The organism is Nostoc sp. FACHB-892 (genome assembly GCF_014698795.1).
GTDB lineage: Bacteria > Cyanobacteriota > Cyanobacteriia > Cyanobacteriales > Nostocaceae > Nostoc.
This window is the reverse complement of record NZ_JACJTR010000004.1, coordinates 160,882-186,557: the sequence shown is the minus strand read 5'-3', so window position 1 is coordinate 186,557 and position 25,676 is coordinate 160,882. Positions and strand designations below refer to the sequence as shown.

General features: G+C 42.1%; 17 protein-coding genes, 1 tRNA gene and 1 pseudogene. 12 read left to right on the top strand and 7 right to left on the bottom strand.

Going from position 1 to position 25,676, the window contains the following annotated elements:
* Nucleotides 1-38 precede the first annotated feature (38 nt).
* Together H6G96_RS07600 and H6G96_RS07595 are read right to left on the bottom strand one after the other, a co-directional pair.
* On the bottom strand, nucleotides 39-6,368 hold the full coding sequence (locus H6G96_RS07600) for an ATP-binding sensor histidine kinase (RefSeq protein ID WP_190910882.1): 6,330 nt from the start codon (nucleotides 6,366-6,368) through the stop codon (nucleotides 39-41).
* 266 nt (nucleotides 6,369-6,634) lie between these two features.
* Entirely contained in the window at nucleotides 6,635-7,369 is a 735-nt protein-coding gene (locus H6G96_RS07595; protein ID WP_190910881.1) for an MBL fold metallo-hydrolase, read from the bottom strand.
* A 451-nt stretch (nucleotides 7,370-7,820) separates the two neighbouring features.
* Here H6G96_RS07595 and H6G96_RS07590 point away from each other — a divergent pair, with 451 nt between their 5' ends.
* Nucleotides 7,821-9,341, top strand: coding sequence for a site-2 protease family protein (locus tag H6G96_RS07590; protein WP_190910880.1), 1,521 nt, complete (start codon nucleotides 7,821-7,823; stop codon nucleotides 9,339-9,341).
* A 96-nt stretch (nucleotides 9,342-9,437) separates the two neighbouring features.
* On the opposite strand, the gene H6G96_RS07585 is transcribed toward H6G96_RS07590, so the two are convergent.
* The 4 genes from H6G96_RS07585 to H6G96_RS07570 form a co-directional block, all read right to left on the bottom strand.
* A complete protein-coding gene (locus H6G96_RS07585) occupies nucleotides 9,438-10,931 on the bottom strand; it encodes a transposase (RefSeq protein WP_347242194.1) in 1,494 nt (497 codons plus the stop codon).
* Between the two features lie 370 nt (nucleotides 10,932-11,301).
* Nucleotides 11,302-11,868 (bottom strand): phycobiliprotein lyase, encoded by a 567-nt coding sequence (locus H6G96_RS07580; protein ID WP_190910879.1) that lies wholly within the window; start codon nucleotides 11,866-11,868, stop codon nucleotides 11,302-11,304.
* Between the two features lie 72 nt (nucleotides 11,869-11,940).
* Nucleotides 11,941-12,621 (bottom strand): HEAT repeat domain-containing protein, encoded by a 681-nt coding sequence (locus H6G96_RS07575; protein WP_190910878.1) that lies wholly within the window; start codon nucleotides 12,619-12,621, stop codon nucleotides 11,941-11,943.
* Between the two features lie 308 nt (nucleotides 12,622-12,929).
* Nucleotides 12,930-13,016, bottom strand: a tRNA-Ser gene (locus H6G96_RS07570).
* 106 nt (nucleotides 13,017-13,122) lie between these two features.
* Here H6G96_RS07570 and H6G96_RS07565 point away from each other — a divergent pair.
* The 11 genes and pseudogenes from H6G96_RS07565 to H6G96_RS07515 all read left to right on the top strand — a co-directional run bounded on the left by H6G96_RS07565 (nucleotide 13,123) and on the right by H6G96_RS07515 (nucleotide 24,896).
* A complete protein-coding gene (locus tag H6G96_RS07565; RefSeq protein ID WP_190910877.1) occupies nucleotides 13,123-13,491 on the top strand; it encodes a 2Fe-2S iron-sulfur cluster-binding protein in 369 nt (122 codons plus the stop codon).
* A gap of 223 nt (nucleotides 13,492-13,714) precedes the next feature.
* Entirely contained in the window at nucleotides 13,715-14,260 is a 546-nt protein-coding gene (locus H6G96_RS07560) for a thermonuclease family protein (protein WP_242063206.1), read from the top strand.
* A 119-nt stretch (nucleotides 14,261-14,379) separates the two neighbouring features.
* Nucleotides 14,380-15,192 (top strand): inositol monophosphatase family protein, encoded by an 813-nt coding sequence (locus H6G96_RS07555; protein ID WP_190910876.1) that lies wholly within the window; start codon nucleotides 14,380-14,382, stop codon nucleotides 15,190-15,192.
* A 74-nt stretch (nucleotides 15,193-15,266) separates the two neighbouring features.
* On the top strand, nucleotides 15,267-16,223 hold the full coding sequence (locus H6G96_RS07550; RefSeq protein ID WP_190910875.1) for a J domain-containing protein: 957 nt from the start codon (nucleotides 15,267-15,269) through the stop codon (nucleotides 16,221-16,223).
* Complete coding sequence (locus H6G96_RS07545) at nucleotides 16,223-17,437, top strand: ATP phosphoribosyltransferase regulatory subunit (RefSeq protein WP_190910874.1); 1,215 nt, start codon at nucleotides 16,223-16,225, stop codon at nucleotides 17,435-17,437. The genes H6G96_RS07550 and H6G96_RS07545 overlap by 1 nt, the downstream gene beginning before the upstream one ends.
* A 152-nt stretch (nucleotides 17,438-17,589) precedes the next feature.
* Nucleotides 17,590-17,814: a ferredoxin family protein gene (locus tag H6G96_RS07540; protein ID WP_012407913.1), complete on the top strand. Its 225-nt coding sequence runs from the start codon at nucleotides 17,590-17,592 to the stop codon at nucleotides 17,812-17,814.
* A gap of 70 nt (nucleotides 17,815-17,884) precedes the next feature.
* Nucleotides 17,885-18,613, top strand: a complete 729-nt coding sequence (locus tag H6G96_RS07535; protein ID WP_190730896.1) for an ABC transporter ATP-binding protein — start codon at nucleotides 17,885-17,887, stop codon at nucleotides 18,611-18,613.
* Between the two features lie 1,082 nt (nucleotides 18,614-19,695).
* Nucleotides 19,696-20,418 carry a carbonic anhydrase gene (locus H6G96_RS07530; RefSeq protein WP_190910873.1) on the top strand — a complete coding sequence of 241 codons (723 nt, stop codon included), beginning with the start codon at nucleotides 19,696-19,698 and terminating at the stop codon, nucleotides 20,416-20,418.
* Nucleotides 20,419-21,538: 1,120 nt separating this feature from the next.
* Entirely contained in the window at nucleotides 21,539-23,047 is a 1,509-nt protein-coding gene (locus H6G96_RS07525; RefSeq protein ID WP_190910872.1) for a UbiD family decarboxylase, read from the top strand.
* A 451-nt stretch (nucleotides 23,048-23,498) separates the two neighbouring features.
* Nucleotides 23,499-24,038, top strand: coding sequence for an SH3 domain-containing protein (locus tag H6G96_RS07520; protein WP_190910871.1), 540 nt, complete (start codon nucleotides 23,499-23,501; stop codon nucleotides 24,036-24,038).
* Between the two features lie 69 nt (nucleotides 24,039-24,107).
* Nucleotides 24,108-24,896: pseudogene (locus H6G96_RS07515) on the top strand (DUF4058 family protein).
* A gap of 123 nt (nucleotides 24,897-25,019) precedes the next feature.
* Here H6G96_RS07515 and H6G96_RS07510 read toward each other — a convergent pair.
* Nucleotides 25,020-25,313: a hypothetical protein gene (locus tag H6G96_RS07510; protein WP_190910870.1), complete on the bottom strand. Its 294-nt coding sequence runs from the start codon at nucleotides 25,311-25,313 to the stop codon at nucleotides 25,020-25,022.
* Nucleotides 25,314-25,676 lie beyond the last annotated feature (363 nt).

The window sequence follows — 25,676 nt, the reverse complement described above, 5'->3', positions numbered from 1 at the left end:
AAATTTTTGCGCGAGTTTCTAAAGCTTTGAAGCGATGTTTAAGAATCAGATGTCACCGTTTTAACTGGTAATGTGATGACAAACTCTGTTCCTTGTCCCAATACGGAGGTGCATATCAGTTTGCCTCCGTGGGTTTCCTCGATAATTTGATGAGCGATCGCAAGTCCTAATCCTGTCCCTTTACCGACAGCTTTAGTCGTAAATAAATGATCAAATATCTTTTGTTTGACTTCTTCGCTCATTCCCTTACCATTATCAGCAATGATAATTTTTATCCAGTTATTTTCTAAAGAAGTTGTAATTGTAATTCGATTGCAATTAAGCTGGATATCTTCAAAAGTACGTCCATGATTCGATTCTTCTAAAGCATCAATAGCATTAGCTAAAATATTCATAAATACCTGATTTAATTGACCCGGAAAACATTCAATTTGGGGTAGCTTTTCATAGCTTGTGACTACTTCAATTTCGGGACGCTGTTCGTTCGCCTTCAGACGATGTTTCAAAATTAAAATTGTGCTATCTATGCCTTGGTGAATATGAAATGGCACTTTGTAATCTCTATCAGCACGTGAAAAAGTGCGGAGACTAGTGCTAATGTTTTTCAGTCTGTCACAAGCCATAGACATAGAATCAATCATTTTTGGCAAATCTCTTAAGCTATAATCCAAGTCAATTTCTTCGGCATGGTCAAGAATTTTTCTACTTTTGTTGGGTAAACTTTCTTGATAAAATCTGAGATGTTCAACAATATCAGTAATAATGGGTTTAGCTTGTTTTAGACTGGCAGCAATAAAACCGAGAGGATTATTCATTTCATGAGCTACGCCAGCAACTAAATTGCCTAGTGCCGACATTTTTTCACTTTGGACTATTTGTAATTGAGCATTTTGTAAATCAATTAGCGCTTGTTGCAAATCAAGCGACTTTTGCTCTAAGGCAAGTTCTGATTGTTTGCGTTCACTAATATCTCGCACCACAACGACTGCACCGATTTTGTTGCCCGAAGAATCGATGATCGCTTGCCCGCTTGCTAATAAAATTCTTTTAGAACCATGCTTCGGCACAATTAGCATTTCGGCATTTTCAACGATTTCCCCTTGTAAGGCACGAAACAAAGGAATTTCGGTTTTTGATAAGAGTGTTTGACTATCAGGTTGATAGAGATCGAAGTATTCTGACCATTGTTCTGGTGGTAATGATTCTACTGGTAAGCCATAAAACTCACGAATTGCTTTGTTGAATAGGATCAATTTGCCACTTGCATCACAAACAACAATCCCATCTGTAATATTGTGAATGATGGCATTCAAAAACTCTCGTTCTTTGGCTAGAGATGCTTCGGCCTGTTTGCGTTCGCTAATATCAATCACCACCCCATCCCATAGAATTGCCCCATCGGCTTGTCGCTCTGGCCGAGCAGCAGATTGAATCCATTTGACGGTTCCAGAAGGTAGGATAATACGCCATTCTTGCTCAAACGGGGTCAAAGTTTGGGCAGAGTAGGTGATCGCTTGTGCAATAGCTGCTTGATCGTCAGGATGATTCATGGTGTAAAGGCTATGTGTCCCTGCCATCACCAACTCTGGCGCTAGCCCATACAAGTCGAAACAGCCAGAGCTAACATAGGGTGTTGAAGTTGAACCGTCGGCTGCTAGACGGAATTGGTACACCATACCAGGAATATTATTCGCCAAATTTTGGAAGCGGATTTCACTAGCCTGCAATTTTGCTAGAGATTGTGTTAACTGTTGAGCATACTTCTGGGAATTTTGATAATGTCGCGCGTTTTCGAGAGAAATTGCAGCTTGAGTGCAAAGTAAATTCAGCATTTTAACGCGATCGCTGTTAAAGGCTCCGGTTGCCAAATTGTTTTCTAGATACAAAATGCCCAGCAGCTTACCCTGATGCAAAATCGGGCAGCACAAGATACTCTTGGGCTGTTGTTGTTGAATATATGGGTCATTAATTAATTGAGGATGCAGCCTGGCATCAATAATCACTACTGGTTGTAAGCTGCGTTTGACGGTATTAATTAAGCCAACTGGCACATCAACCGAGTCTTCAATGGGCTGCGGGTTAAGCAACATTGGATAAAAATCGACGTGGCCAATTTCTTTGTTCTGTAGAGACGTCATACCAAGGGAAAGCTGTGCTAGCGCCTGAATTAGCAAACGATCTGACTCCAAAAGTATGAACACAGACTTATCGGCTCCCGCATTTTCAATGACAATATGCAGCAATGCCGAGAGCAGTTTTTCGAGTTCGATTTCGCCAGAAAGGGTTTGAGAAGCTTTGAGAATAGTAGCTAAATCTAAAGCAACAGAGACGTTGCTAGTGCTAGAAGTGGCAAAACTGGTGGAGGTGATACTCTCCAATGTGAAGATAGTTTCGTTAGTTGAGAGGGGAGAGGTGGTTTGCCGGAGAATGGGGGCGAGAAGTTGAGGATAGCGTCGTTCCAAGTCAGCAACTTTGGCTTTAGCTCCCCAGCGAGCATAGCCGTAGTAGGCTTGGGTCATGTATTCTTGAGCAATTCGGTTTTTACCCCAGTCGAGGTAAAATTTAGCGGCTAGTTCATTGGCAAGTGCTTCTTCTTGGATGTAGCCGTTTTCTTTGGCTCCAATGATGGCGCGATCGTACAAATCTATTGCCTCGGCTTTATTACCTTGTACTCGCTCTCGTTCTGCCTCGACTAAATGAAACTTGTGCAAGAAATTCATCGGCGCATGAGTTGCCCAGTATTTAAGTTTTTCTTGGTTGGTAGCGATGCATTCTTTCATTTGCCTTTTCTGCTCTGGGGCTGAGAATTGCCCAAACCATGCTAATTGGGCTAAAGACTCATAGAAATGAAAGATTGGAACATATAAAAAAGCCAGGACAGCATCCAAATACTTTCTTGCTTGCCTAGCCTGTTCTGCGGCTTGTTCAAACTCTGAAAACAAATAGGACACAACCAGTTTGTTAATCCACAGTAATGCTAATCCGGTGCGATCGCCTGCTGTTTCATGTAATGGCAGATGATGCAGTTCATTGTAGGCTGCACCGCTCAACACCACCACGTTATCTGCATCCTCGATTAAATTCAGCAGAATTTGTCGAATCATCTGGGAATAAGTCAGAGTTAGATTTTGCTGGAGATGCTTGAGTGCTTCACAATATCCGGCAACTTCCGACTCTAGTTGCGTTAAATTCTGTCCGGCAAAATAGGAGTAAAAACCGTAGTTATACGCAGAGTAGCCGGCGAAAGCCAAATCGCCCACATCTAAACAACTACAATAAGCAATTTGTAAAGGGTGTAATGTCTCACGCAGGTGCATTTTCCAATGCCTTGTGTATACATAGACTAATAATAAAGTTTTCCCCTTCAATTCAGAATTTTGATAATGTGATAGCAGATCGAGGGCTAACTGACCGTATTCATAACCTAATTCAACCTTGCCGAACACACCACACATCAATATTCCATAAGAAGCATAGCTAAAGGTCGAGGTTGACTCATTACCATACACAACGGACAGATAAACCTTTTTTAAAATCATCAGTAAATACAGCAGTGGCTGATATAGATAAGCGCAGGGTGCTGCTGATGTCAAAATTCGAGCCGCCGCTAGGATGTTCACATCCCTTGCTTCGTTGAAGTTAAGTAACTCGCCGGGTAACCGCTCGTTGATCGCATCTGAAACGGTACTAAAGGCAGCCACCACATCATCCTGAGTAGGGGTTGCGGGCAGTTCCACTCCCAATTGCTTTAAAATTTTAAGCGCCGCCGCGATCGCTTGGGTAAATTGACCTTGGGCGGTGAATGCCTCAATCTTCACCTGATAAACGCTGATTTGATCTAATGGAGTTTTGGCATGGTTTAGGACAAGGCGGGCATTGGCTGCCATCTGCTCTAAATCACCGCTTAGATAGGCGGCTTCTGTGGCGACTTGGTGGAGTGCTAAGGTCAATTCATACTGATGCTGCCAACTGTTTTGGGCAAGCAACCCAATGCCCACCTGAGCATATTTGCAGGCGGCAGTATAAGCAGTTGCCGCTTTTGCCTTGCGACTTGCCATCAGGTTAAATTGCGCCAATGTTTGACGTTCTGCGGATTGGGCGATTAATTCAGTCGCAACATTAAGTTGACTAACAATTTCAAAAATGCGTTCTTCCCGGTTGCTTTCGGGGGTGTTAGTCAGAAGTAACTGTCCAATTTTTAGGTGAAAGGCTTGTTTTTCATCGGCGGGAATTAGGGAATATGCCGCTTGTTGTACCCGGTCATGTAAAAATCTATATGCAACAAGCTCAGAATTTTCTTGGTCAACTAGTTGATGTTCTGCCCCAATATAAAACTTATAAACTTCACTTTGGGGTAAAATAAAACCTTCCTGTAAAGCTTTCCATAAACTTGCAGCCGCTTTGATTTGGGATTGTTCAGAAATGATCGCCAACGTTGCCAAATCAAACTGATTGCCAATACAGGCTGCCAGTTTCAAAATATCTTGAGTGTTGGGTGGCAATTTTTGAAGTTGTTGTGCCATAAATTCCACCACATCATCAGTGAAAGCGATCGCTCTGACTTGCTCTACATCACATTGCCAAAAACCTGCCTCCCAATCAAAAATAATCAGCCCATCTTCATACAGCGCTTTCAGAAACTGAGTCGTGAAAAAGGGATTACCTTTTGCTTTTTGATAAACCAACTCTGTCAACGGCAGTGCTTGTTCAAGTGTGCAACTGAGGGAATCAGCGATCAAATGGTTTATATCTGCTTGACTTAAAGGAGCTACAGTCAGAGTATTGATGCAGGAGGATGCCTTTTGAATTTCATCTAGCGTCAACATGAGTGGATGACTTGCAAACACCTCGTTATCACGGTATGCACCAATAATGAATAGATAGCCGCAATCGCTCTGAGTCATCAACAGGTTCAGCAAACTGAGGGATGCTGAATCTGCCCACTGCAAATCATCAAGAAACATCACCAACGGATGCTCTCTGGTTGTGAACACCTGAATAAACTTTTGGAACAGCAGATAGAAACGGTTTTGTGCTGCACCACCCGATAGTTCCGCAATCGTTGGCTGTTTGCCGATCATCTGCTCCAGTTCAGGAATCACCTCGATCAGAACTTGCCCATTCTCTCCAACTGCCGCTAAAATCTTCCTCTGCCATTGCTCCAGTCGGATATCGCTTTCACTAAGCAACTGTCCTATCAGGTCACGAAAGGCTTGTACAAAAGCAGACAAAGGAATGTTGCGGTTGAACTGGTCATATTTCCCTTTGATAAAGTAGCCATTCCACCGGACAATCGGCTTATGCACTTCATTGACGATTGCAGTTTTGCCAATGCCAGAGGAACCTGCCACCAGCATCAGTTCGGAGCCACCATTGGCAACATGACCAAATGCCTCCAGTAACGTTTGCACTTCTGATTCCCGTCCATAGAGTTTTTCGGGTATGAGAAAGCGATCGCTGATATCGCGCTGTCCCAAATCAAACCAAGTGTGCTTGCCTGTTTTTTGCCACTGCTCTAGGCAGGTGACTAAGTCATGTTTAAGCCCTATAGCACTCTGATAGCGGTCTTCGGCATTTTTCGCCATCATTTTACAGATAATCTCGCCCAGCATCAAGGGCAAATCGGGGTTGAAATCGTAAACGAAAGGTGGAAGCTTTGCAATGTGGCAATGCACCAACTCCATCGGTTCATGGGACTTAAAAGGCAATTGCCCGCTTAGTAATTCAAAGAAAGTCACACCTAATGAATAGAAGTCGCTGCGGTAGTCAATGCCCCTGTTCATCCGTCCAGTCTGTTCTGGCGATAAATACGCTAGCGTTCCCTCCAGTCCGTTGGGATTTTGAATCTCCTGGGTTTCTCGTGGTAGCAGCGAGGCAATACTGAAGTCAATCAGCTTGATTTGTTTCGTCTCAGGGTGAATTAAGATGTTGGCTGGCTTAATGTCTTTGTGAATGACGCGCTGTTGATGCAACTGGTTTAAAATGTCAAGCAGTTGTAAAGCAATGGGTAGGAATTGCTCTAATGTCAGTCTTTTTCCTTGGGTAAATTCCCGCAAGGAAATGCCACCAAAGTCTTCTATGACTAGGGCATAGCCATTGTGATAGGCTTCCAGGCTGTAGGGTTTAATAATGCCGGGAATATCTAGGTTTTTAGCGATCGCATATTGGTTGCAAAACTGTACTAATTCGCTAAAACTTGGGTATTCTCGTTTTAAGAGCTTGATGACAACTGGTAGGCGTTGGCGAAGCCCACCGAAGGTATCGCATTCTCGTACTGCCCGATACACTTGGGTGCGAGAACCTGAATAAAGCTGTTCTATAATTAGGTAGCCAGCAAGCCTTAAAGTTCCATCAAGTTTTGCGCTCATAAATTTTTACGAGAATTCCTGTGTATTAAGGTTAGAATTCCCTGGACAATCTCTTGCTTAACAAACGTTACAAAACTTGTATTGGGCATTAGGGATAGCACAGAAGACAGAAGCCAGGAAAGCACTTTAGTAGATATGGCGATCGCTTTTTAATCGCTTCCCAAAATAATATCTGAACTCACGTTAACGAGTATTTAATACTCATAAATGAGTTTTTAAATACTCGCAAACGCATAATTACTCTCCCTGCCCCCTGTTCCTTGCCTCTAAAGTAGAGGCTGTATCCGTAGCAAAGCTGATAAATCCAGAGAAGCGAGGTGTTGATAAGCCTGATCTATGAAACGCTTGCCTCTGAGAAAACCTGTGTTACCTCCCGGACAAATATATCTGAGAGTTTCTGGTGTAAAACGTTCTAATAATAATTGAAGACTGTTAATTTGTCTTGGCCAGTGAAAGGTTTTGGCTGTCCGTAATGGTACTGGTTCACCCTGCTGGTTAGGGACTAAATGGCGACCAGAAAACAATATACCTCCAAGTTCACTGTAGTATAAGCAAGATGAGCCGGGAGAATGGCCTGGTGTCCAAATCACTTGTGTTGATACATCAAGCGTAAATTCCTGTTTAAAGGTAGTTAAGGTTAAGCCTGGTAATAAATAAGCTTCTTGCTCTTGAATCAAGACTTCGCAGCCAAAGGTTTGCTGAATTTCAGCAGTTTTGCCAATAGCGCCTCGATGGGTGAGGAATAACCAACGCACGCCTCCATGCGCTCCTAAAAAATCTTGATTTGTTTGGTCTAGGGCAGGGCAGTCGATGAGGATATTGCCTTCATTTCTTACAATAAGATAAGAGGTTCCCCCTAAAGTGTCCCGATTGGGTGGAAAAGCAAAAATGCTCTCTTGTGCGAAGTCCGATTGCAGGGAACCTCCGCTAGGAACTTCGTCAGGAAAGACAGCCCGTGGTGGCTTAGTTGTATTACTTGGCACTTGAGGTAAAGGACACATGATAAAAAAGCCGAAACTGAGGAGTTGTGGACAATCTGGTTACAGTGTGGAAATTCTAAAGAACTGAAACTTGAGCGTTAACTAGCACTGTTAACCGTTGTGATTCATGAGGCAGGAGGCAGGAGGTCACTTGAGCGCAGCCGTAAAGTCTGCGGCATAGCTACGCTTCGGGCGCAGCCTAAGAAGAGAAGTGAGGCAGGAGGCAGGAGTAACCCACGTTTAAAAGCGTGGGACTTAGGTTGTAAAAGCTTTATATCTCGCGGCACTTTTTGCTAGAGATAATTCTTGTTTCTTTTTAAACTGGGTTTTTGATCCAGAACTAAAGTTTTCATTCATAACTCTTTCCTCCTGCCTTCTCTTAAAAAATTGGGATTTGAGGTCTACCTTGTAGTTAATGCTATGGTGCTGAGGCTACAGGTGGGGCGTATTGTCAAAATTACTGAACGATAACATGGCATTTTGGTTTCTGTTTATTCTCCTACTGGGGCTAGCTACTTATCTAATGGTGCAGCACAGCGTCGCTCACATCACCCGGACACCAGTATGGTTGTTGTGGCTGGTTTTAATGACACCAGCATTTCTGTTAAGTGGATGGACGCTGATGTACGGGGCGAAACAACCTCCGCCGTCAGCGCTGATTATTTGGTCGTTATTTGTCTCCACACTCTTGTATTGGACGTTATTTCAATGGGGGCGTCGAGCGCCAAGAGATACACAGGCCCAAACCCAAACCCAAGCCTCAGACTCACCGCCGACTATCCAGCCTATTGCAGAACCAATAGTGCGTCCCATTGAGCCAACGGAAGAAACTCAACTGCGAAATTGTTTTCCTTGGTCTGTATACTACGTTCAAAATATTGAGTATCGACCACAAGCCGTAATTTGCCGTGGCCAGTTGCGAACTAAAGCCAGCAACGCCTACCAGCAGATTAAGACTAATATTGAAGCACAATTTGGCGATCGCTTCCTGCTGATCTTTCAAGAAGGTATTAATGGCAAACCTTTCTTTGTGCTGGTTCCTAATACTCAAGCTGCTAAACAGGCAAATACACCACAGCGCGAGCAGGAACGATTAACTCGACCAGGATTAGCACTTCTACTACTGGTAGCTACTTTGGTAACTACTACTTTGGTGGGTGTGGAAATTGCTGGTGTTTCTCTTCCGCCTCTATGGGAAGTTGGCTCTTTGTTCAAAGTTCTATCTAACCCAGATGTTCTATTCAAGGGATTGCCCTATGCTTTAGGACTAATGACTATTTTGGGCATTCACGAACTTGGGCATTATTTGACGGCTAGATTCTACAAGATTCGCTCGACGTTGCCTTACTTTATTCCCATACCTTTCTTCTTGGGAACTTTTGGTGCATTTATTCAGATGCGTAGTCCCATTCCCAACCGCAAAGCTTTATTTGACATTAGTATCGCTGGACCAATTGCAGGCTTTGTCGTGACTTTGCCATTACTAATATGGGGCTTGGCTCATTCTGACGTGGTTTCTATCAGTGAAAAAACCCGACTTTTAAATCCTGATGCTCTTAATCCCAAGTATTCCATCTTATTAGCGTTACTCTCGAAGTTAGCTTTGGGTAGTCAGTTAACAGCACAATCAGCCCTTGATTTGCATCCAGTTGCAGTAGCTGGTTTTTTGGGACTAATTGTCACAGCCTTAAATTTAATGCCTGTGGGACAACTAGACGGAGGCCACATTGTCCATGCAATGTTTGGACAACGAACTGCGATTGTCATTGGTCAAATTGCTCGTGTGTTGTTGCTATTACTGGCTTTAATCAGAGAAGAATTTTTGGTGTGGGCGATTATCTTATTATTTATGCCATTGATTGATGAACCTGCGCTGAATGATGTCACTGAATTGGATAACAAACGTGACATTTTGGGATTACTGGCAATGGCTTTGCTGATTGTAATTATTTTGCCATTACCACAAGCGATCGCTAACTTTTTACAAATTTAAAAAGTATCAAGGCAGCGAGAAAATATATCTAAATTTTCCCAACTATGGAATTAACCATAGCTTGCTGAGATACCCCATGCATAAATGCAGGGGGTTCTAACTCACGGAGCGAGTTTCGTTTACCCTTACAGGTTCCGACTCCTCACGCGCTATTAGGTTACTGGACACCCGCTCTAACCCATTATTACTAACAGGCGACTTTGAACAAGTCGCAGTTCTCGCAGGTTGATTTGACCCATTTTGCCAACCGTCCAGCAGGGATTTCTCCATCCCTAGCCAACCATTTCTAGCTAACTGGATTGACAAAGTTTCTGTTTTTGGATCGACGTAACGACTCAGGTAAGCAGATAAAATATCACGTTGCATCTTTAGTCCACAGACAGAGCAATGATGAACACGTTGAGATAATGATTTTTTCTGTTTATTCCCACACAAACAAGTTTGAGAAAGTGCAGTTTTATGAGTCGAAAACATTAGAACTGTCCCGCCAGCGTTTTCAGCTTTGCGTTTTATTTCAGATTGAAAACTTGACGGAGACTTAAAGCCAATAGACTTACCACAATTTTTCTGCCAAGCCTTGACAGATATTTTCTCAGTTTTGATATGCTTGCCGAGGGCTAAAGTTTGGTTAACTAATTTACCATGCAAAGATTTACGGTGAGCCGCTTGTTTACGCTCTATTTCACCTTTCTTAGCCGCAGTCTTTTTATAATGGTTAGACTTGTTCCATCGTTTACTACCTTTCTTAACCGTGCCATTGGGATTGAAATTATCAGGATTATTAGCGCGTCGTTGCCTATCCATTTGACGTTGTAACTTTCTGATCTTTTTTTGCGGGGACGCCAATTCAACAGCAAAAGTAGTCCAGATAGTCTTTTCATCCCCAACAATTGCAACGGTCGAAACACCCAAGTCAATACCAACAGTGCAATCACCGATAATATTTTTAGGTTTTTGATATGGTTCACCTTCGCAAATCAACTGAGCAAACCAATAGGTTTTTTGATTAAGAATACGACGCACCAAGCGAACATATTTAACCTTCGATGACAACCCATGCAAGATTACAGGGTCATTGGTGATAATGGCGGACAATTTCAACTTTGACCATTCAACACCATTGCCAGTCCAGCGTATACCTTGTTTATTGGTTTTACCTTCTAGCGATGCAAACTGACCTTTCTGTTTAAATCTTACTTTTTTAGCCTTACCAAAAGCCATTCGCTCTATTGCTTTAAAAGCCCTAGTAGCGACTTTTTGAATAGTCTGAGCATCAAGATTAGATTTAATCCAAACACTTGCGATAGCTGTTTTATTAGCAAAAGCTTGTAGATCATAATCACTAAATCGTTTTGCTTCTCTAGCTTTTTGAAATGCTGTAGATTTAGCTTTTTTATCGTTTTTATTCATTAGTCTAGCTTGTTGGTAAAGCTCAGAATCTCTGACCAACTGCAATCTATTTTTACCTTCAGACAATACAGCATTATATAGTTGCCTTGCTGATTCCAATCTAGCAGCAAGAACAGCTAAATCTTTAGACGTTGTTCTTAACGGTATTTCTGTAACAAAACTAGATGTTTTTACTACCACGATTGAATCAAATTTAGGGGCTATCCCGCCGTTGATATCTTGGTATTTTTTTGTTTAAAGCAAAAAATTGCTTCTGGGGAAACAATTCCTCTGTTTTATGCTATAGCGGTGGGAGCGAAAGAATTAATATAGCGCAATACAGTTCAGTTAAGGCTAAAACTCTTTAGTTTCTTTAACTAACCACAGAGGCGCAGAGAACACAGAGAGAAGAAATCAATGCTTAACTGAACTGTATTGTAATATAGCGGACTTCGGTGCAATACAATCTGAACCTCATCCCGTACTTGCTTATACAAATATTCCCCTCTTGTTAGCAACGAAAGAGGGGTTGAGGGTGAGGTTTAAATCGGGAGAATATGTTCTATTGCAACTAACTCGATACTGAATTAGCCGCCTCGGAAGCCTTCGCAGCAGGTGGAAAGCCACCCATGCGAATCTCAGAAGTGAAGGAAGCGATACTAAATCCACCAAAACTCTTGAGGACATTTGCCCGCATTCGCAAATTGGGGCTAGCAAACCACAGACGCTCCTCTGACCTCATGGTTTCATCTTCTATAGTTAAGATCAAAGCACCATCACTGTCAAATTTATAGTGTCCAGCAACTGGGGTTTTCTTAGCATCAACTATTTCCCGGAGTAACTTACCTTCGCCTGGATTGTTCGCATCAGGTACCGAAACTAACACAGTTGAACCACTGTGTTTTGTTTGATCCTTTTCCATTGTGCCGTTCCAGGTAATTTTGGTAGCACAAGAAGCGGAGCTAGGATTAATTTCGTACTGTTGACACAGTTTTATCACTTCTGGATCATCTACTGCTAGCGTCTCAATGATGATGTCTGACTTACTATGTTCAGATTGGTTAAAAGCCAAATGTTGACTAGTCCGATGAGAAAACCATTTACCAGCGCTTAACTGAAAAAACTCTTCAATATTCATGAATGAAATTACCCTGCATCAAAATGCTAAAATTCGTACTTAATTATTAAAAGGTAGCAGGAGACTGTAATATTAAGCTTGATTATTTATTTCTTCAAGCTTCTTGAGGCCAATTCTAGCTGCCTCAGCAACGTTGAAATGATTGTCTTTTTCTAAGTATTTTAAAGCTGAGACGCTCTTGGGAGTAGGAAGATTCCCCAAGGCTTCTGCCAAACGCTGCCTGACTAACCAATCATCTGATTGGGCGAAGCGCAAGATATTATCGACAGACTCAATGTCTTGAATTTCTCCTAGTGCAGAGATTGCAGCTTGTTGCAACACAACTTCTTTGCTATCCAATGCCTGAATCAGTATTTGATGGGCACGAGGGTCTTTAATGTTACCTAGAGAAACAGCTGCACTAAAGCGTACTAGCCAATCAGTATCTTCATAGAACGCCCGTGAAAGTACTTCAAAGGCTCTAGCATCACCCAAATATCCTAAAGCACCGGCGGCATCAGCACGAATCCCATAATCGGGGTCATTTTCGAGAATTCTTACCAAAATTGAATAACATTCTGGCGTTGGCTTGATTCCAAGGGCAAATATTGCCATCGATCGGAGTTGCAAAGACTCGTCATCTAGTACCTTTTTAATCAAAGGAACTGCATCCTCAGCAGAGACATGACGCAGATTGGCAAGGGCTACCATGCGATCGCGTAAATTCGGACTTTCTAACTGAGTAGAAATTTCTTGTAAGCTTAGAGCTGCCATTTAGTTCAAAGCGTTTTCTTTACTTATCTTAATTTACCTGATCCGTTCATCAGGCTGTTGCCATAGTGAAGTAGGAGTTTGGCGACTTTACAAAATGGCTCAATTATGATTTAAAAAGAAACAAATGTTAAGCTGTTACGCATTGAACTTGAACATTTACATGAAAGCTGATGACTGATGACCGATGACTGATAACCGTTAACAGCCGTAAAGAGTGTTTATACAATTTAGGCGGGTATCAGCTTACTTCTCGCTAGATTGTGTAACCAATTTAGCCCTCAGATACATATTTAGACTAGCTTTTAAAACGGAGAGGGAGAGATTCGAACTCTCGTAGACGTTTCCACCTAACAGACTTTCCAGGTCTGCGCCTTAAACCACTCGGCCACCTCTCCAGGTGCCACAAGTTACGATCATACTATAGAATACCAGAAAATGCAAAGATAAAGAAAGATATTTTAGATTGAATCTAAAAGTCCTAATCCCAAAACGCAAATCCAGATGCCCCGTACATACACAATTAGAGTTCGCGATCGCGCCACTGGCCAAACACACACACTACAAGTCCCAGAAGACCGCTACATTTTACACTCCGGCGAAAAACAAGGGGTGGAACTGCCGTTTTCCTGCCGTAACGGGGCTTGTACCACTTGTGCGGTGAGAGTTTTATCGGGAGAAATTTACCAACCGGAGGCGATCGGATTGTCGCCAGATTTACGTCGGCAAGGTTATGCCTTGTTATGTGTGAGTTACCCCCGTTCTGACTTGGAGGTGGAGACACAAGACGAAGATGAAGTCTACGAACTCCAGTTTGGCCGTTATTTTGCTAGGGGGAAAGTAAAAGCGGGTTTACCGTTAGATGAGGAATAAACAATTGAATAAGGCAGAAGGTAAGAGGCAGGGAGCAGGGGGCAGGGGGCAGGGGGCAAGAGGTTTCGCTCATCAACCTTATCCGAGCGAGAGTTACTTGAAGAAGTGGGGGATTCAAACCCTAGTTTTTTCTGGTCACAGCACGAGACAAAAGGTAGTATTAGTCCTGCCTCTTCTGTTCAAAATTACCGATCGCGTAGCGGCAACTATAGCAAAACTTCTGATGCCTATGCGTGTTGGTAACTTGATGCGAAAAATAGCCATTTTGGCTTGCTTATTGCTCTTGGTGAGTTGCCAAGGTAAAAACCAACTGCCCAATAATGAGGCTCAGGTAAAAGTAGCACGGGTAGTTAGTGGGCAAAGTTTGGAAGTATTAGGCATGGCTGAACAACCAAATTTGATTTCCCAAGTGCGGTTAGTTGGGATTGATGCGCCAGATTTGCGACAGCGGCCTTGGGGGGAAGCAGCAAAAGAACAGTTAGAGAATCTAATTGGTGGTGTAGAACAATCGGTAACCCTAGAGTTTGATTTAGAAGCAAAAGACAAAATCGGGCGAACTCTAGCTTATGTGTGGAAAAATAAGGTGTTGTTGAATGAAGAGTTAGTAAAACAAGGAAATGTGTTGTTTGTTGGGCGATCGCCCAACCACAAATATGACCTGCGTTTAGAACGTGCCCAACAATGGGCTAGGCTCATGGGCCAAGGAATCTGGAACTCAGAAAAACCCATGCGCCTCACTCCCGCCGAGTTTCGCCGCCAAAATCTTTGAGGAGTAGGGAGTGGGGAGTGGGGCAGGGGAGTGGGGAGTGGGGAGTGGGGAGTGAGGGATGAGGGAGCAGGGGGAGAATGACAAATGACAAATGACCAATGACTAATGACTAATAACTAATGACTAATCTACATATTTTTCTAGATATTGCTACCGAAGCGGCATTAGCTGCTGGTGTCATTTTGCAAGGTTACTTAGGTAAATTAGAAGACGCAATTATTGAAAAAGGTCGCCCTGGTGATTTAGTCACTGCTGCTGATAAAGCCTCGGAAGAGGTGATTTTAGAAATTTTGCGCCGCCACTTTCCCGATCACTCCATCCTTGCTGAAGAATCAGGAAAATTAGGTAATCAAGAGAATGAATACCTTTGGGCAATAGATCCCCTAGATGGCACAACCAACTACGCTCATCAATACCCATTTTTTGCCGTTTCCATCGGACTGTTAATTAATGGCGTTCCGCAAGTGGGTGTGATTTATGACCCTTTCCACAATGAGCTATTCCGTGCTGCTGCTGGCTTAGGAGCAACGCGTAACCGTCGCCCCATCAAGGTTTCAGTAACATCTGAACTAAGTAAAAGCCTACTAGTGACAGGATTTGCTTACGATCGCCGCGAAACCTCTGATAACAACTACGCAGAATTTAGTCACCTCACCCATCTTACCCAAGGAGTCAGGCGTAGCGGTTCCGCCTCGCTAGATTTAGCGTATGTTGCCTGTGGACGTGTCGATGGTTACTGGGAACGGGGGCTTTCTCCTTGGGATATTGCGGCCGGAATAATTTTGTTACAAGAAGCTGGAGGCAAAGTCACCGCCTACGATGGTACTCCCGTCAAAATTGAGTCAGGTAGAATTCTTGCCACAAATAGTTATATTCACGGTTCCCTCAGTAGCGAACTTTTACAAGTTCCACCACTGTCAGCGTGGGTGTAGCAGGTGGGGGCTTTCCCCTCTACTTTGGGTAAACTAAAAAGAATCTAACTGCTCCTTTGGTGCAAAACCTCTATATGTCTTTCAAAATAGACCGTGGACTATTTAAATATGATTTCATAGATCATCACGCAGTATTGTGCGTTCCAGTAGATGCGGATGTCAAAGAGATTCGAAAACGCTATCTCAAAATCGCCCGCCGCTTACATCCGGACAGTAGTTTTACTGAAAGTGCTGAACAAAAACAGCTAGGGAACGAATTGTTATCAAAGTTAGTAAACCCAGCTTACGAAACACTGTATGGCGATCGGACTCGCACGGAATATATTCTAATTTTGTCGCAAATTGGCAGGCGCTTAGTACAAGAGTCTACTTCGGTAACTCTTAATACTGACTTGGCCAAACAGTTAGCCCAATCGCCTAATGTCGATCATTTCTATAGAAGTGCGATCGCTAAAATCGGTGAAACTCAATATGATTCTTTACAGCAAGTGCCGCAAGTAATTGCCCAAGTTAGTGAATTGAATTTAGTGTATTTAATGCGGAGTGCAAACAAACCATCCGCACTGCCGCCGCCACCTGCTCAACCCAAAGTTCAATCAGGTACACCTCAGCCAAATACACTAAAGAATACACCACCAGAACCAGCGCCACCAAAGGAAGACTCAATTATAGAACAGTATGTGCGTCGCGCTCAGTCTTTGATTGACAAAAACCAATTTGCCCAAGCCAAAGTAGAGTTGCAAGATGCCCTGAAGCTAGAACCGAAAAATAGTCGCTGCCATAGCTTAATTGCAATGGTGTATTTAAAGCAAAATCAGCTAAAAATGGCGAAAGTCCACTTCGATAATGCTCTCAAATTAGACCCCCATGACCAAACAGCTCTGCAATGGAAACCAAAAATAGATAGAGCTATAGGACAACAACCTAATGATCATAAGGTGACTTCATCCCCCAATAATGGAGATAAGCAACCAGATAAATCTGGTAGTGGTGGTTTGTTCGGTGGTTTGTTTGGTGGGAAGAAAAAATAATGGTGTATCAACCAGCAGCAGGAGCCAGGGATTTATTGCCCTTGGATGTGGAGAAAAAAAGCTGGATTGAAGATCGGTTACAGCAGGTGTTTCACCGTTGGGGATATCACAGGATTATCACCTCAACTTTAGAGCGTATGGATACCCTAATGGCAGGAGAAGCAATCCAGCGCCAGATGGTGATTCAACTACAACAAAATGGCGAGGATGATGAATTAGGGCTACGTCCAGAATTAACAGCATCCATTGCTCGTACTGTTGTCACTCGGATGGCAAATACAACTTATCCGCAACGGTTGTACTACAACGCCAATGTGTTTCGCCGCACTTGGGAAAGTAGACACAATCGCCAGCAAGAGTTTTATCAAGCTGGAGTGGAATTATTAGGTGCTGGCGGATTGCTGGCAAATGCGGAAGTACTGTTGTTAGTAGCTGATTGTTTAGCAGCACTGGGCTTGCAAGAATGGCATTTAATTTTAGGTGAGGCGGGAATTACGCGATCGCTCTTGAGTGCCTTTCCTACTAACTTACAGGATAAAGTTCGCAGTGCGATCGCTCATCTCGACCGCATTACCATAGATAGTTTACCCCTAAGTGACAAACTGCGCGATCGCGCCAGAATCATGCTGGATCTGCGAGGTTCCAGTGCAGACGTGTTACAAAAAGTTAGTAGTTTGGATCTAGATGAAGAACAGCGAGAGGCAGTAAATAATCTCAAATCCCTAGTAGAATTACTGGAATCAGAGAAAAAATTTCCCTTAATCCTCGATCTCAGCCTTATCCAAACCATAGATTACTACACTGGTATCGTCTTTGAAGTTGTCAACGATACCGATTCCCAAGCCAGAGTTTTAGGGCGTGGTGGTCGCTACGACCAGCTTTTGGGGTTATATCATCCCCAAGGAGAAAACATCCCCGGAATTGGTTTTGGACTCAATATCGAAGATTTATACCAAGTTTTGTTGTCTACTCAGCAATTACCACAGGCAACCCCAGTGAGTAACTGCTTAGTTGTCCCAGAAACGGCGAGTGCTAACGCCCCTGCCTTTGCCTACGCACAAAAGCTCAGAGATTCTACTGATCTGGTGCGGGTAGAAATTGATCTGGGGGGAAGGGATACAGACGCTATTCGGCAATACGCAAGCGATCGCGGCATTGCCCAAATTGCTTGGATTAAAGCTGATGGCTCCCCAAAAATTGAATCATTGCGTTAATGGGAATTGGGCATTGAGCATGGGGCATGGGTGAACAATTAATAAATAAATGCTTCTTCCCCTGCTCCCCCTGCCTCCCCTGCCCCACTCCCCACTCCCCACTCCCCTGCTAGGCTAGAAATAGCCGATACAGAAAAGAGGGAATTGAGAATATGCCGCACACAATTGTTACAGAAGTCTGTGAAGGCGTAGCTGACTGCGTAGATGCCTGTCCAGTAGCTTGTATTCATGATGGGCCAGGCAAGAATGCCAAGGGAACAGACTGGTACTGGATTGACTTTGCCACGTGCATTGACTGTGGTATATGTCTCCAAGTTTGCCCAGTAGAAGGGGCGATTCTTGCAGAAGAACGACCGGAGTTGCAAAAAACTCCTTAATAGTCCATAGTCAACAGTCAATAGTTATGTTTAACTTGACTGTTGACTGTTGATTAATGACCAATGACAAATGACAAATGACTATTTACTAAATGTTCAAAATGTCCACGCTGGATACATCAAAGATGTAGATATCCTGCAAGGTGTAAATTTCCAGGTTGCACCAGGGGAATTGGTAACAGTGATTGGCCCGAACGGTGCTGGTAAATCTACTTTAGCAAAAGCAATTTTTGGGCTTTTGATCCCCCACACAGGCACAATTACTTTCAAAGGTGAAAATATTGTGGGGCTAAAGTCCAATCAAATCGTTCAACGAGGAATGTGCTACGTACCGCAAATCGCCAATGTTTTCCCTTCTCTAAGTGTTGAAGAGAATTTGGAGATGGGCGCGTTTGTGCTTAACGTTCCCCTGAAACCAATCAAAGATAAAATATTTAGTATGTTTCCCAGACTGAGCGATCGCCGTCGTCAACGCGCTGGTACTCTCTCTGGAGGAGAACGCCAGATGCTAGCGATGGGCAAAGCTTTGATGTTAGAACCTAGTTTGCTGATTTTAGATGAACCATCTGCTGCTTTGTCCCCGATTTTGGTGACACAAGTGTTTGAGCAGATTAAACAAATTAATCAGGCGGGTACTGCGATCGTATTAGTGGAACAAAATGCCCGTAAGGCTTTAGAGATGGCCAATCGCGGCTATGTACTGGAGTCGGGACGCGATGCTATCTCAGGCCCTGGTCAAGAACTGTTGAATGATCCTAAAGTGGGTGAGCTATATCTGGGAGCAGGTAAAAGACATTAATCATCTTTAATCACTCTTGCTCCCATTCAACATAACACCACTTTAAATAAGGAAACTTCACCAGGCGATAGCGATGCCTAGTTTGGACTGCGCCTACGCTATCATCTATATAACTAATACAAAAGCTAATAATTCCTGCCACTGCCGCGACCGTCGTTATCCATGCTCAAAGAACTCTCCCTAATAATCGCCTTTCTAATCACATCTACAGCGAGTAGAAAGGCAAAACAGGACATTCATTCAGGAAAAAATGATCAAAATGCAAATTAATCGGATTTGCCAGAACCCCAATTCAACAGGAAGGCGTATTGAACTTCCTATATATAAAGCTCTGCATCACTTTTTGATATACCGCTAAGTCACAACAACTCCTGTAAAGCTTCTCCAGAGGGAACCTGGGGCATTTTTTCGTGGTATAAAAACGTCTATGTTTACCCTAATCAAAATTGATTGAGTGCTTTTGGCAATTTGGCATCCAAAATTTTCATATTGCAGTTTTAATTGATATATCAACAGGGTTACTGGGACATTGAGAAAATTCTACAAGGGATTAATTCCCGTCTCAAAAATCCCACCCAATGGCCAGTTGTTGACGCTCACGCTCTGTAAACTACCTGAAATGGTGGATGCAGTAAACAAGCAGAGCAAAGCGTCATCGCTTCACCACAACTGGCTAGAAATCAAACAGAAAATAAATAGTACAAATGGACTCATACCATTTCATGAAATACCTTATACAGATGTAGGAGCGTACAAATGTACGCTCTTACATTCGATTCATTATGTTGCAAAGATTTTTGGCAGAGATATTAGCATACCAAAGCGATCGCTCCCATTTATTTAACTTGAAGCTGCTTTAGTTTATTATTTGCTGATAAGCTGTTACGCATTTAACTTGTACATTTACATGATGACTGATAACCGTTAACCGCCAACAGTTAACAGTTACTATCTACTTCAGCTATAAATTACGATCTAATATGAAGATTAAATGACTCTTAAACCGTGTAATAAGGTACTCTCACATCTTAGTTAAGTCTGATATCTTCCTGAGAACAGCTTTGTTGTTTTCAGGTAGATTGATGAGTCGAATTAATGGATTTGTAGGACGACGCAATTTCTTAAAATTTGCAAGTGTAGTAGGTATTGCGGCTACTGCTTTTGGTGATAGCTTTTGGAGTACAGAGCAAACTGCTGTTGCTGATATTCATCCAGATAACCCTAATCCAGTTAGTGCTAATGAAGCTATCAAACGCTTACTGGATGGTAATCAAAGATTTATCAATCAAAAACGCAAATATCCCGATCAATCATTAGAACGTCTACGATTAGTTGCTAAAGCTCAGTATCCGTTTGCCGCCATATTAGGTTGTGCAGATTCTAGAGTACCTGCGGAAATCGTCTTCGATCAAGGACTAGGAGATTTATTTGTCGTTAGAGTTGCTGGTAATGTTGTCAGTGATACGGTTATAGGCAGTCTGGAATATTCTACAACAGTATTAGGTTCGCAGTTGATTGTGATTTTGGGTCATAAAAGATGCGGTGCAGTCGCAGAAGCAATTAAAAACGAACCACTTCCTGGCAGAATTGGTTTGATTATTGAAGGCATCAAACCATCTGTAGAAAGGGTAAAGTTAAGAACTGGTGATATTATGCAAGATGCAGTTATTGCCAATATTCAATATCAAACTGAAAAATTGCAGGAAAAGTCAACTATTTTAGCTAACTTGCTCCGTGAAGGTAAACTAAAAATTGTTAGTGCTTGTTACGATATTGACACTGGTAAAATCAATATTATTACTTAAGCATCTGATAGGTTTTAGTCTAGAAATCTTAGTTTAAGAATGTTGTAAAAATTATTAGTAGAAAATATTTATTATTAATAATCTTGAAACTTACAAAAATATTTCTTATATCATGTCCGCATAATTAATTACGATTCTCACAGTCATTGCACCCCACTCCTAACCCCTCCCCGCTTGCGAGGCTACGGTGTACACACAATTATTTGAGAGTTATCTTACAGCGTTTAGATCCTCCTAAATCCCCCGATAAATTGGGGGACTTTGAGAAGTTTTTGCCCCACTTTTTAAGGGGGGTTGGGGGGAGCAAAAGCCTATGGGTAAATGTTAGAAGACTTATGTATACATCATAGGCTTGCGAGGAAAGGAGACAAAGCACAGCTTTGGCGGGGTGAAGTTCTTCGGGTTTAATAAACAATCAAGCGGACATTGATATTAAAGGATGTTTAAAAAATCCTCTTGTCAACATTTATAGGGGCGTACAGATGTATGCATAGCTGCTGATACATTTGTTGCAAAGATTTTTGAAATGGCATTATGTTGCAATGCTTAGGTTAATAGGACTTACACACAGGTAACGGAAAATCGACCCACAGAGGCACAGAGAACACGGAGGAATAAGAGTTTGAGAGGTATTTTGCGTAAGTCCTGGGTTAGAAAAATTCAGAAAAACCCAAAACCAAGGCACAGTTAAAGCTTATAAAAAATAATCCCAGCAGAGGCCACATAGCAAGGCCGCCTGCCAGGAAGGTATAGTATATTCTGGCCATGTTTGATTAGGTTAGCGCTTATTTATCAAAAATAATTGCGTATCCCTAAATAAGATACCTAAATACTTTGGAAAACACAGTTAAGAACAGTTACTAAATAGGTTAATTTCCAATTAAACCCAATAATTTACTAAATTAGGAGAGGAGAACACGGAAAACTATTTCCCAATGCACCATGTCCAATACAACTCTTGGAGAGGCTGCGCCCTAAGCGTACTCCTAGGTTCCTACGCGTAACGTCTCTAAGAGTTGCTATGCCGTAGGCTTTACGGTAAAGCTCAGTACAAGTGCCCTATGCCCCATAATATAAGAAAGCGCTTCACACTTCTTAAATAATCAGCTTTATTAGAACAATGGCAAGAGACTTGCGGGGATTCATTAAAATTTTGGAAGAAAGAGGACAATTACGGCGGATTTCAGCTTTAGTTGATCCAAATTTAGAAATTGCTGAAATTTCTAACCGTATGCTGCAAAAAGGTGGCCCAGGATTGTTGTTTGAAAACGTCAAAGGCGCTTCTTTCCCAGTGGCGGTGAATTTGATGGGAACTGTGGAAAGGATTTGCTGGGCGATGAATATGCAGCATCCAGAGGAGTTGGAAACTCTGGGGAAAAAACTGAGTATGCTGCAACAGCCAAAACCGCCGAAGAAGATTTCCCAGGCGATAGATTTTGGGAAAGTGCTGTTTGATGTGGTGAAAGCCAAGCCAGGGCGGGACTTTTTCCCGGCTTGTCAGCAAGTTGTGCTTCAAGGTAATGATTTAGATTTAAATAAGTTGCCTTTAATACGTCCTTATATTGGTGATGCTGGCAAGATTATTACGCTGGGACTGGTAATTACCAAGGATTGTGAAACTGGTACACCAAATGTAGGTGTGTATCGATTACAACTACAATCTAAGAATACAATGACGGTTCACTGGTTATCAGTGCGGGGTGGGGCAAGGCATTTGCGAAAAGCGGCTGAATGTGGGAAGAAATTAGAAGTTGCGATCGCACTTGGTGTAGATCCTCTAATTATCATGGCAGCTGCCACACCCATACCTGTAGATTTATCAGAATGGCTGTTTGCTGGATTATACGGCGGTTCTGGTGTGCAATTGGCGAAGTGTAAAACCGTCGATTTGGAAGTTCCCGCAGATTCAGAATTTGTCTTAGAAGGGACGATTACACCAGGGGAAGTTTTACCAGATGGGCCATTTGGCGACCACATGGGTTATTACGGCGGTGTTGAGGATTCGCCGTTAATCCGCTTTGAGTGTATGACGCATCGTAAAAATCCGATTTACTTAACAACATTTAGCGGTCGTCCACCTAAAGAAGAAGCGATGATGGCGATCGCACTAAATCGCATCTATACCCCTATACTGCGGCAACAAGTATCAGAAATTGTCGATTTCTTCCTACCAATGGAAGCTTTGAGTTACAAAGCGGCGATTATTTCCATTGATAAAGCATATCCGGGACAAGCGCGAAGGGCGGCTTTAGCATTTTGGAGTGCTTTACCACAGTTTACATACACAAAATTTGTAATTGTTGTGGATAAAGACATAAATATTCGCGATCCGCGTCAAGTGGTGTGGGCGATTAGTTCTAAAGTTGACCCAGTGCGGGATGTCTTTATTTTGCCGAATACGCCTTTTGATACGTTAGATTTTGCCAGTGAAAAAATTGGCTTAGGTGGACGCATGGGAATTGATGCAACTACAAAGATTCCGCCGGAAACAGACCATGAATGGGGTTTGCCTTTGGAATCTGACCCAGATGTGGCGGCGATGGTAGAAAGGCGATGGGCGGAATATGGTTTGGCAGAGTTGCAATTAGGAGAAGTAGACCCGAATTTGTTTGGCTATGATATGAGGTAACGTGTTAGGTAGAAACTGGCAAAAATCTATGCTGGCTATCAGCTTACACTGAAGTATCCTAGTATTATCAATCATTAAAATATCTCCTTTACGCCACGAACTTTCCGTGGTGATTTTTTCAGCAATTTTATTCAGTTCAGAGACAACCTATTCAGAAATATCTGAATCATCCTCAAATTTAAGGATATTTGGGGTTAACTGCTTTGTAGGCAATAGACTATTAATAAACTTTGAGTACACAATCATGCTGTTGTGTTTCATCCATCTGTGTAGGCGTATCCCGTCGTAGACATCACATGACTAAATTTTGTAAAATTAGGAGTGTTATTACAGTTCTAAAATCCCTTTTAGAGAACTATGTTACAAAGTTAGCCCTAATTTTTTTGGGTAGATTATGAGATAGAAATAAGGCTCCAATTTTAGATAGTGAAGCAAAAAACTTGAGCAAATTATGACAAGAAAAGTTAAAAATCCAGCATCAAATTTAGTGATAAGATTGGCATTCAGTTGTATTAGTGTCATACTCAATACTGGCATAGCTCATCAAATAGCTTTAGCGAAATCAATTGATCCACAAAAGTGCGATATTTTTGCTTACGTCACCGATACAGATCCGCAAGGTTTAAATGTGCGGAGTGGTGCAAGTACAAATAACACGATTCTAGGGCAAATCCCCATCAACGAAACAGTTCAGGTTATTGGTGCTGCTAGAAATTGGGTACAGATTACTAATGCTAGCGATGGTTTTCAAGGAACTGGATGGGTATCAGTGCCAAAGTTAGGACTAACAACGCGGGGCTATGGAACTAATAGCGTGGATTTATATGCTAGTACCAATCAACAAAGCCTAAAAGTGCGAAGAATTCCTGCTAATACAGCTGTTAAGTTGTTAGGCTGTCAGGGAGATTGGGCGCAGGTGGAATATCAAGGTGTTAAAGGTTGGTTGACAAGGGAAGATCAATGTGGTGCAGCCCTTACTACTTGTTCTTAGAACCCCTCCCCGCTCTTCGAGAGCTTGCTCTGAGAATTAGGTTTAAAATTTGGTTTTGAGATATTTGTTATGACTTATCCATTTCCAGGAATGAACCCGTATTTAAAAGATCCTGAATTATGTCCAGGAGTATATGGGAGACTAATAGTAGCGATCGCAGATTACCTCTCTCCTCAACTACATCCTAAATATTTTGTCGCCATCGAAGAACGAATTTATCAAACTACTGGCGATGATAAACTTTTGGTTAGTATTCCTGATGTAATCGTACAAAATTCACAGACAGTAATAAATCGTAAACTACCGAATATAGTTGTAGCTGCACCTGCCGTTCAACCTAAAATGGTGACAGTTCCTATGCCTGAGATAGTGAATGAGAGATATTTAGAGATGCGAAAGGTAGGAACAAAAAAATTAGTAACAGTAATTGAAATTTTATCACCTAAAAATAAACGTAAAGGGGAAGAAAGCAACGCATACGAAATTAAGCGGTAGCGAGTATTGAGAAGTTCAACACATTTGGTGGAAATTGATTTGTTGCGTGTCGGGAAACCAATGTTAGTTTTTGGGGATGGTACGCAAAATGATTATCGGATTTTGGTTAGTCGGGCACAACATCGTCCGCAATCTGATTTATATGCCTTTAATGTGAAAGATGTAATTCCCTCATTTTCTTTGCCTTTGCAAACTGGTGATAGTAAACCATTAGTGGATTTGCAGAGTTTATTAACTGAGATTTATGACCGCGCAAGTTATTATTTGGTAATAGATTACAATCAAGAACCAGTGTCACGGTGGTTAGAACGGGATACTGGTTGGTTGGATGCGCTATTGCGGGAGAAGGTTTACGGTAACTAAAAATACTGTAGATTCAAAGTATATATTGATCTGATCACAAGATTACCTTGGTGTTTTCTTAACGATTGATACATATTGCTAGAAAATTAAAGAGTAATTTTTGACATGGTTATTCTCAGAGTTCTAAGAATAACTTGGTTCATTAGATAACTGATAAATATTGGGGATTTTTCTAGGATCTTCGCCTGAAATTAGCGATTCCAGCGTACTCTTGTAATCTAAAAAAGGTTTAAAATCAAAATCACTTTCTGTGATTTTCTCACTAGCTGTTTTGAGTGAGCCTTCGTCAATCTTGAGATTTTTTAGTTTTCCAACAGCTTTATGAAACTCCTCATGCTCAACAGGTAAATTTTTATCAACAATACCCAAAAGTTTTTGAGCAATATCAAATATCTTGAATGCACTAAAATTTGACATAAGATACATAAATGGAGAAAGCCAATAAAAAAATACTAATTATATTCTTTTAAAATTTCACTACCGCTAAATAGGACAGACCAACTTCATTTATCCACTTACATCAAAATCAAAGGAATATTACCCAACTAGACTCAAAAGCGCTCCCACTCCTCTAACTTACCAAAACTCTGGCATAATAAGACATGGGCGCACTTCCAAAACTGATGTAAATCACCTCAATTTCCAATGACGAATATGACAGTGCTTGGAAATAAGTCAGAGAAATCTACTTTCAGGAATACATTGAATTTTTCTTCCCCGTCGCTGTCCAAGGAATAGACTGGAAGCAAGGCTATACTTTTCTGAACAAAGAGTTACAAT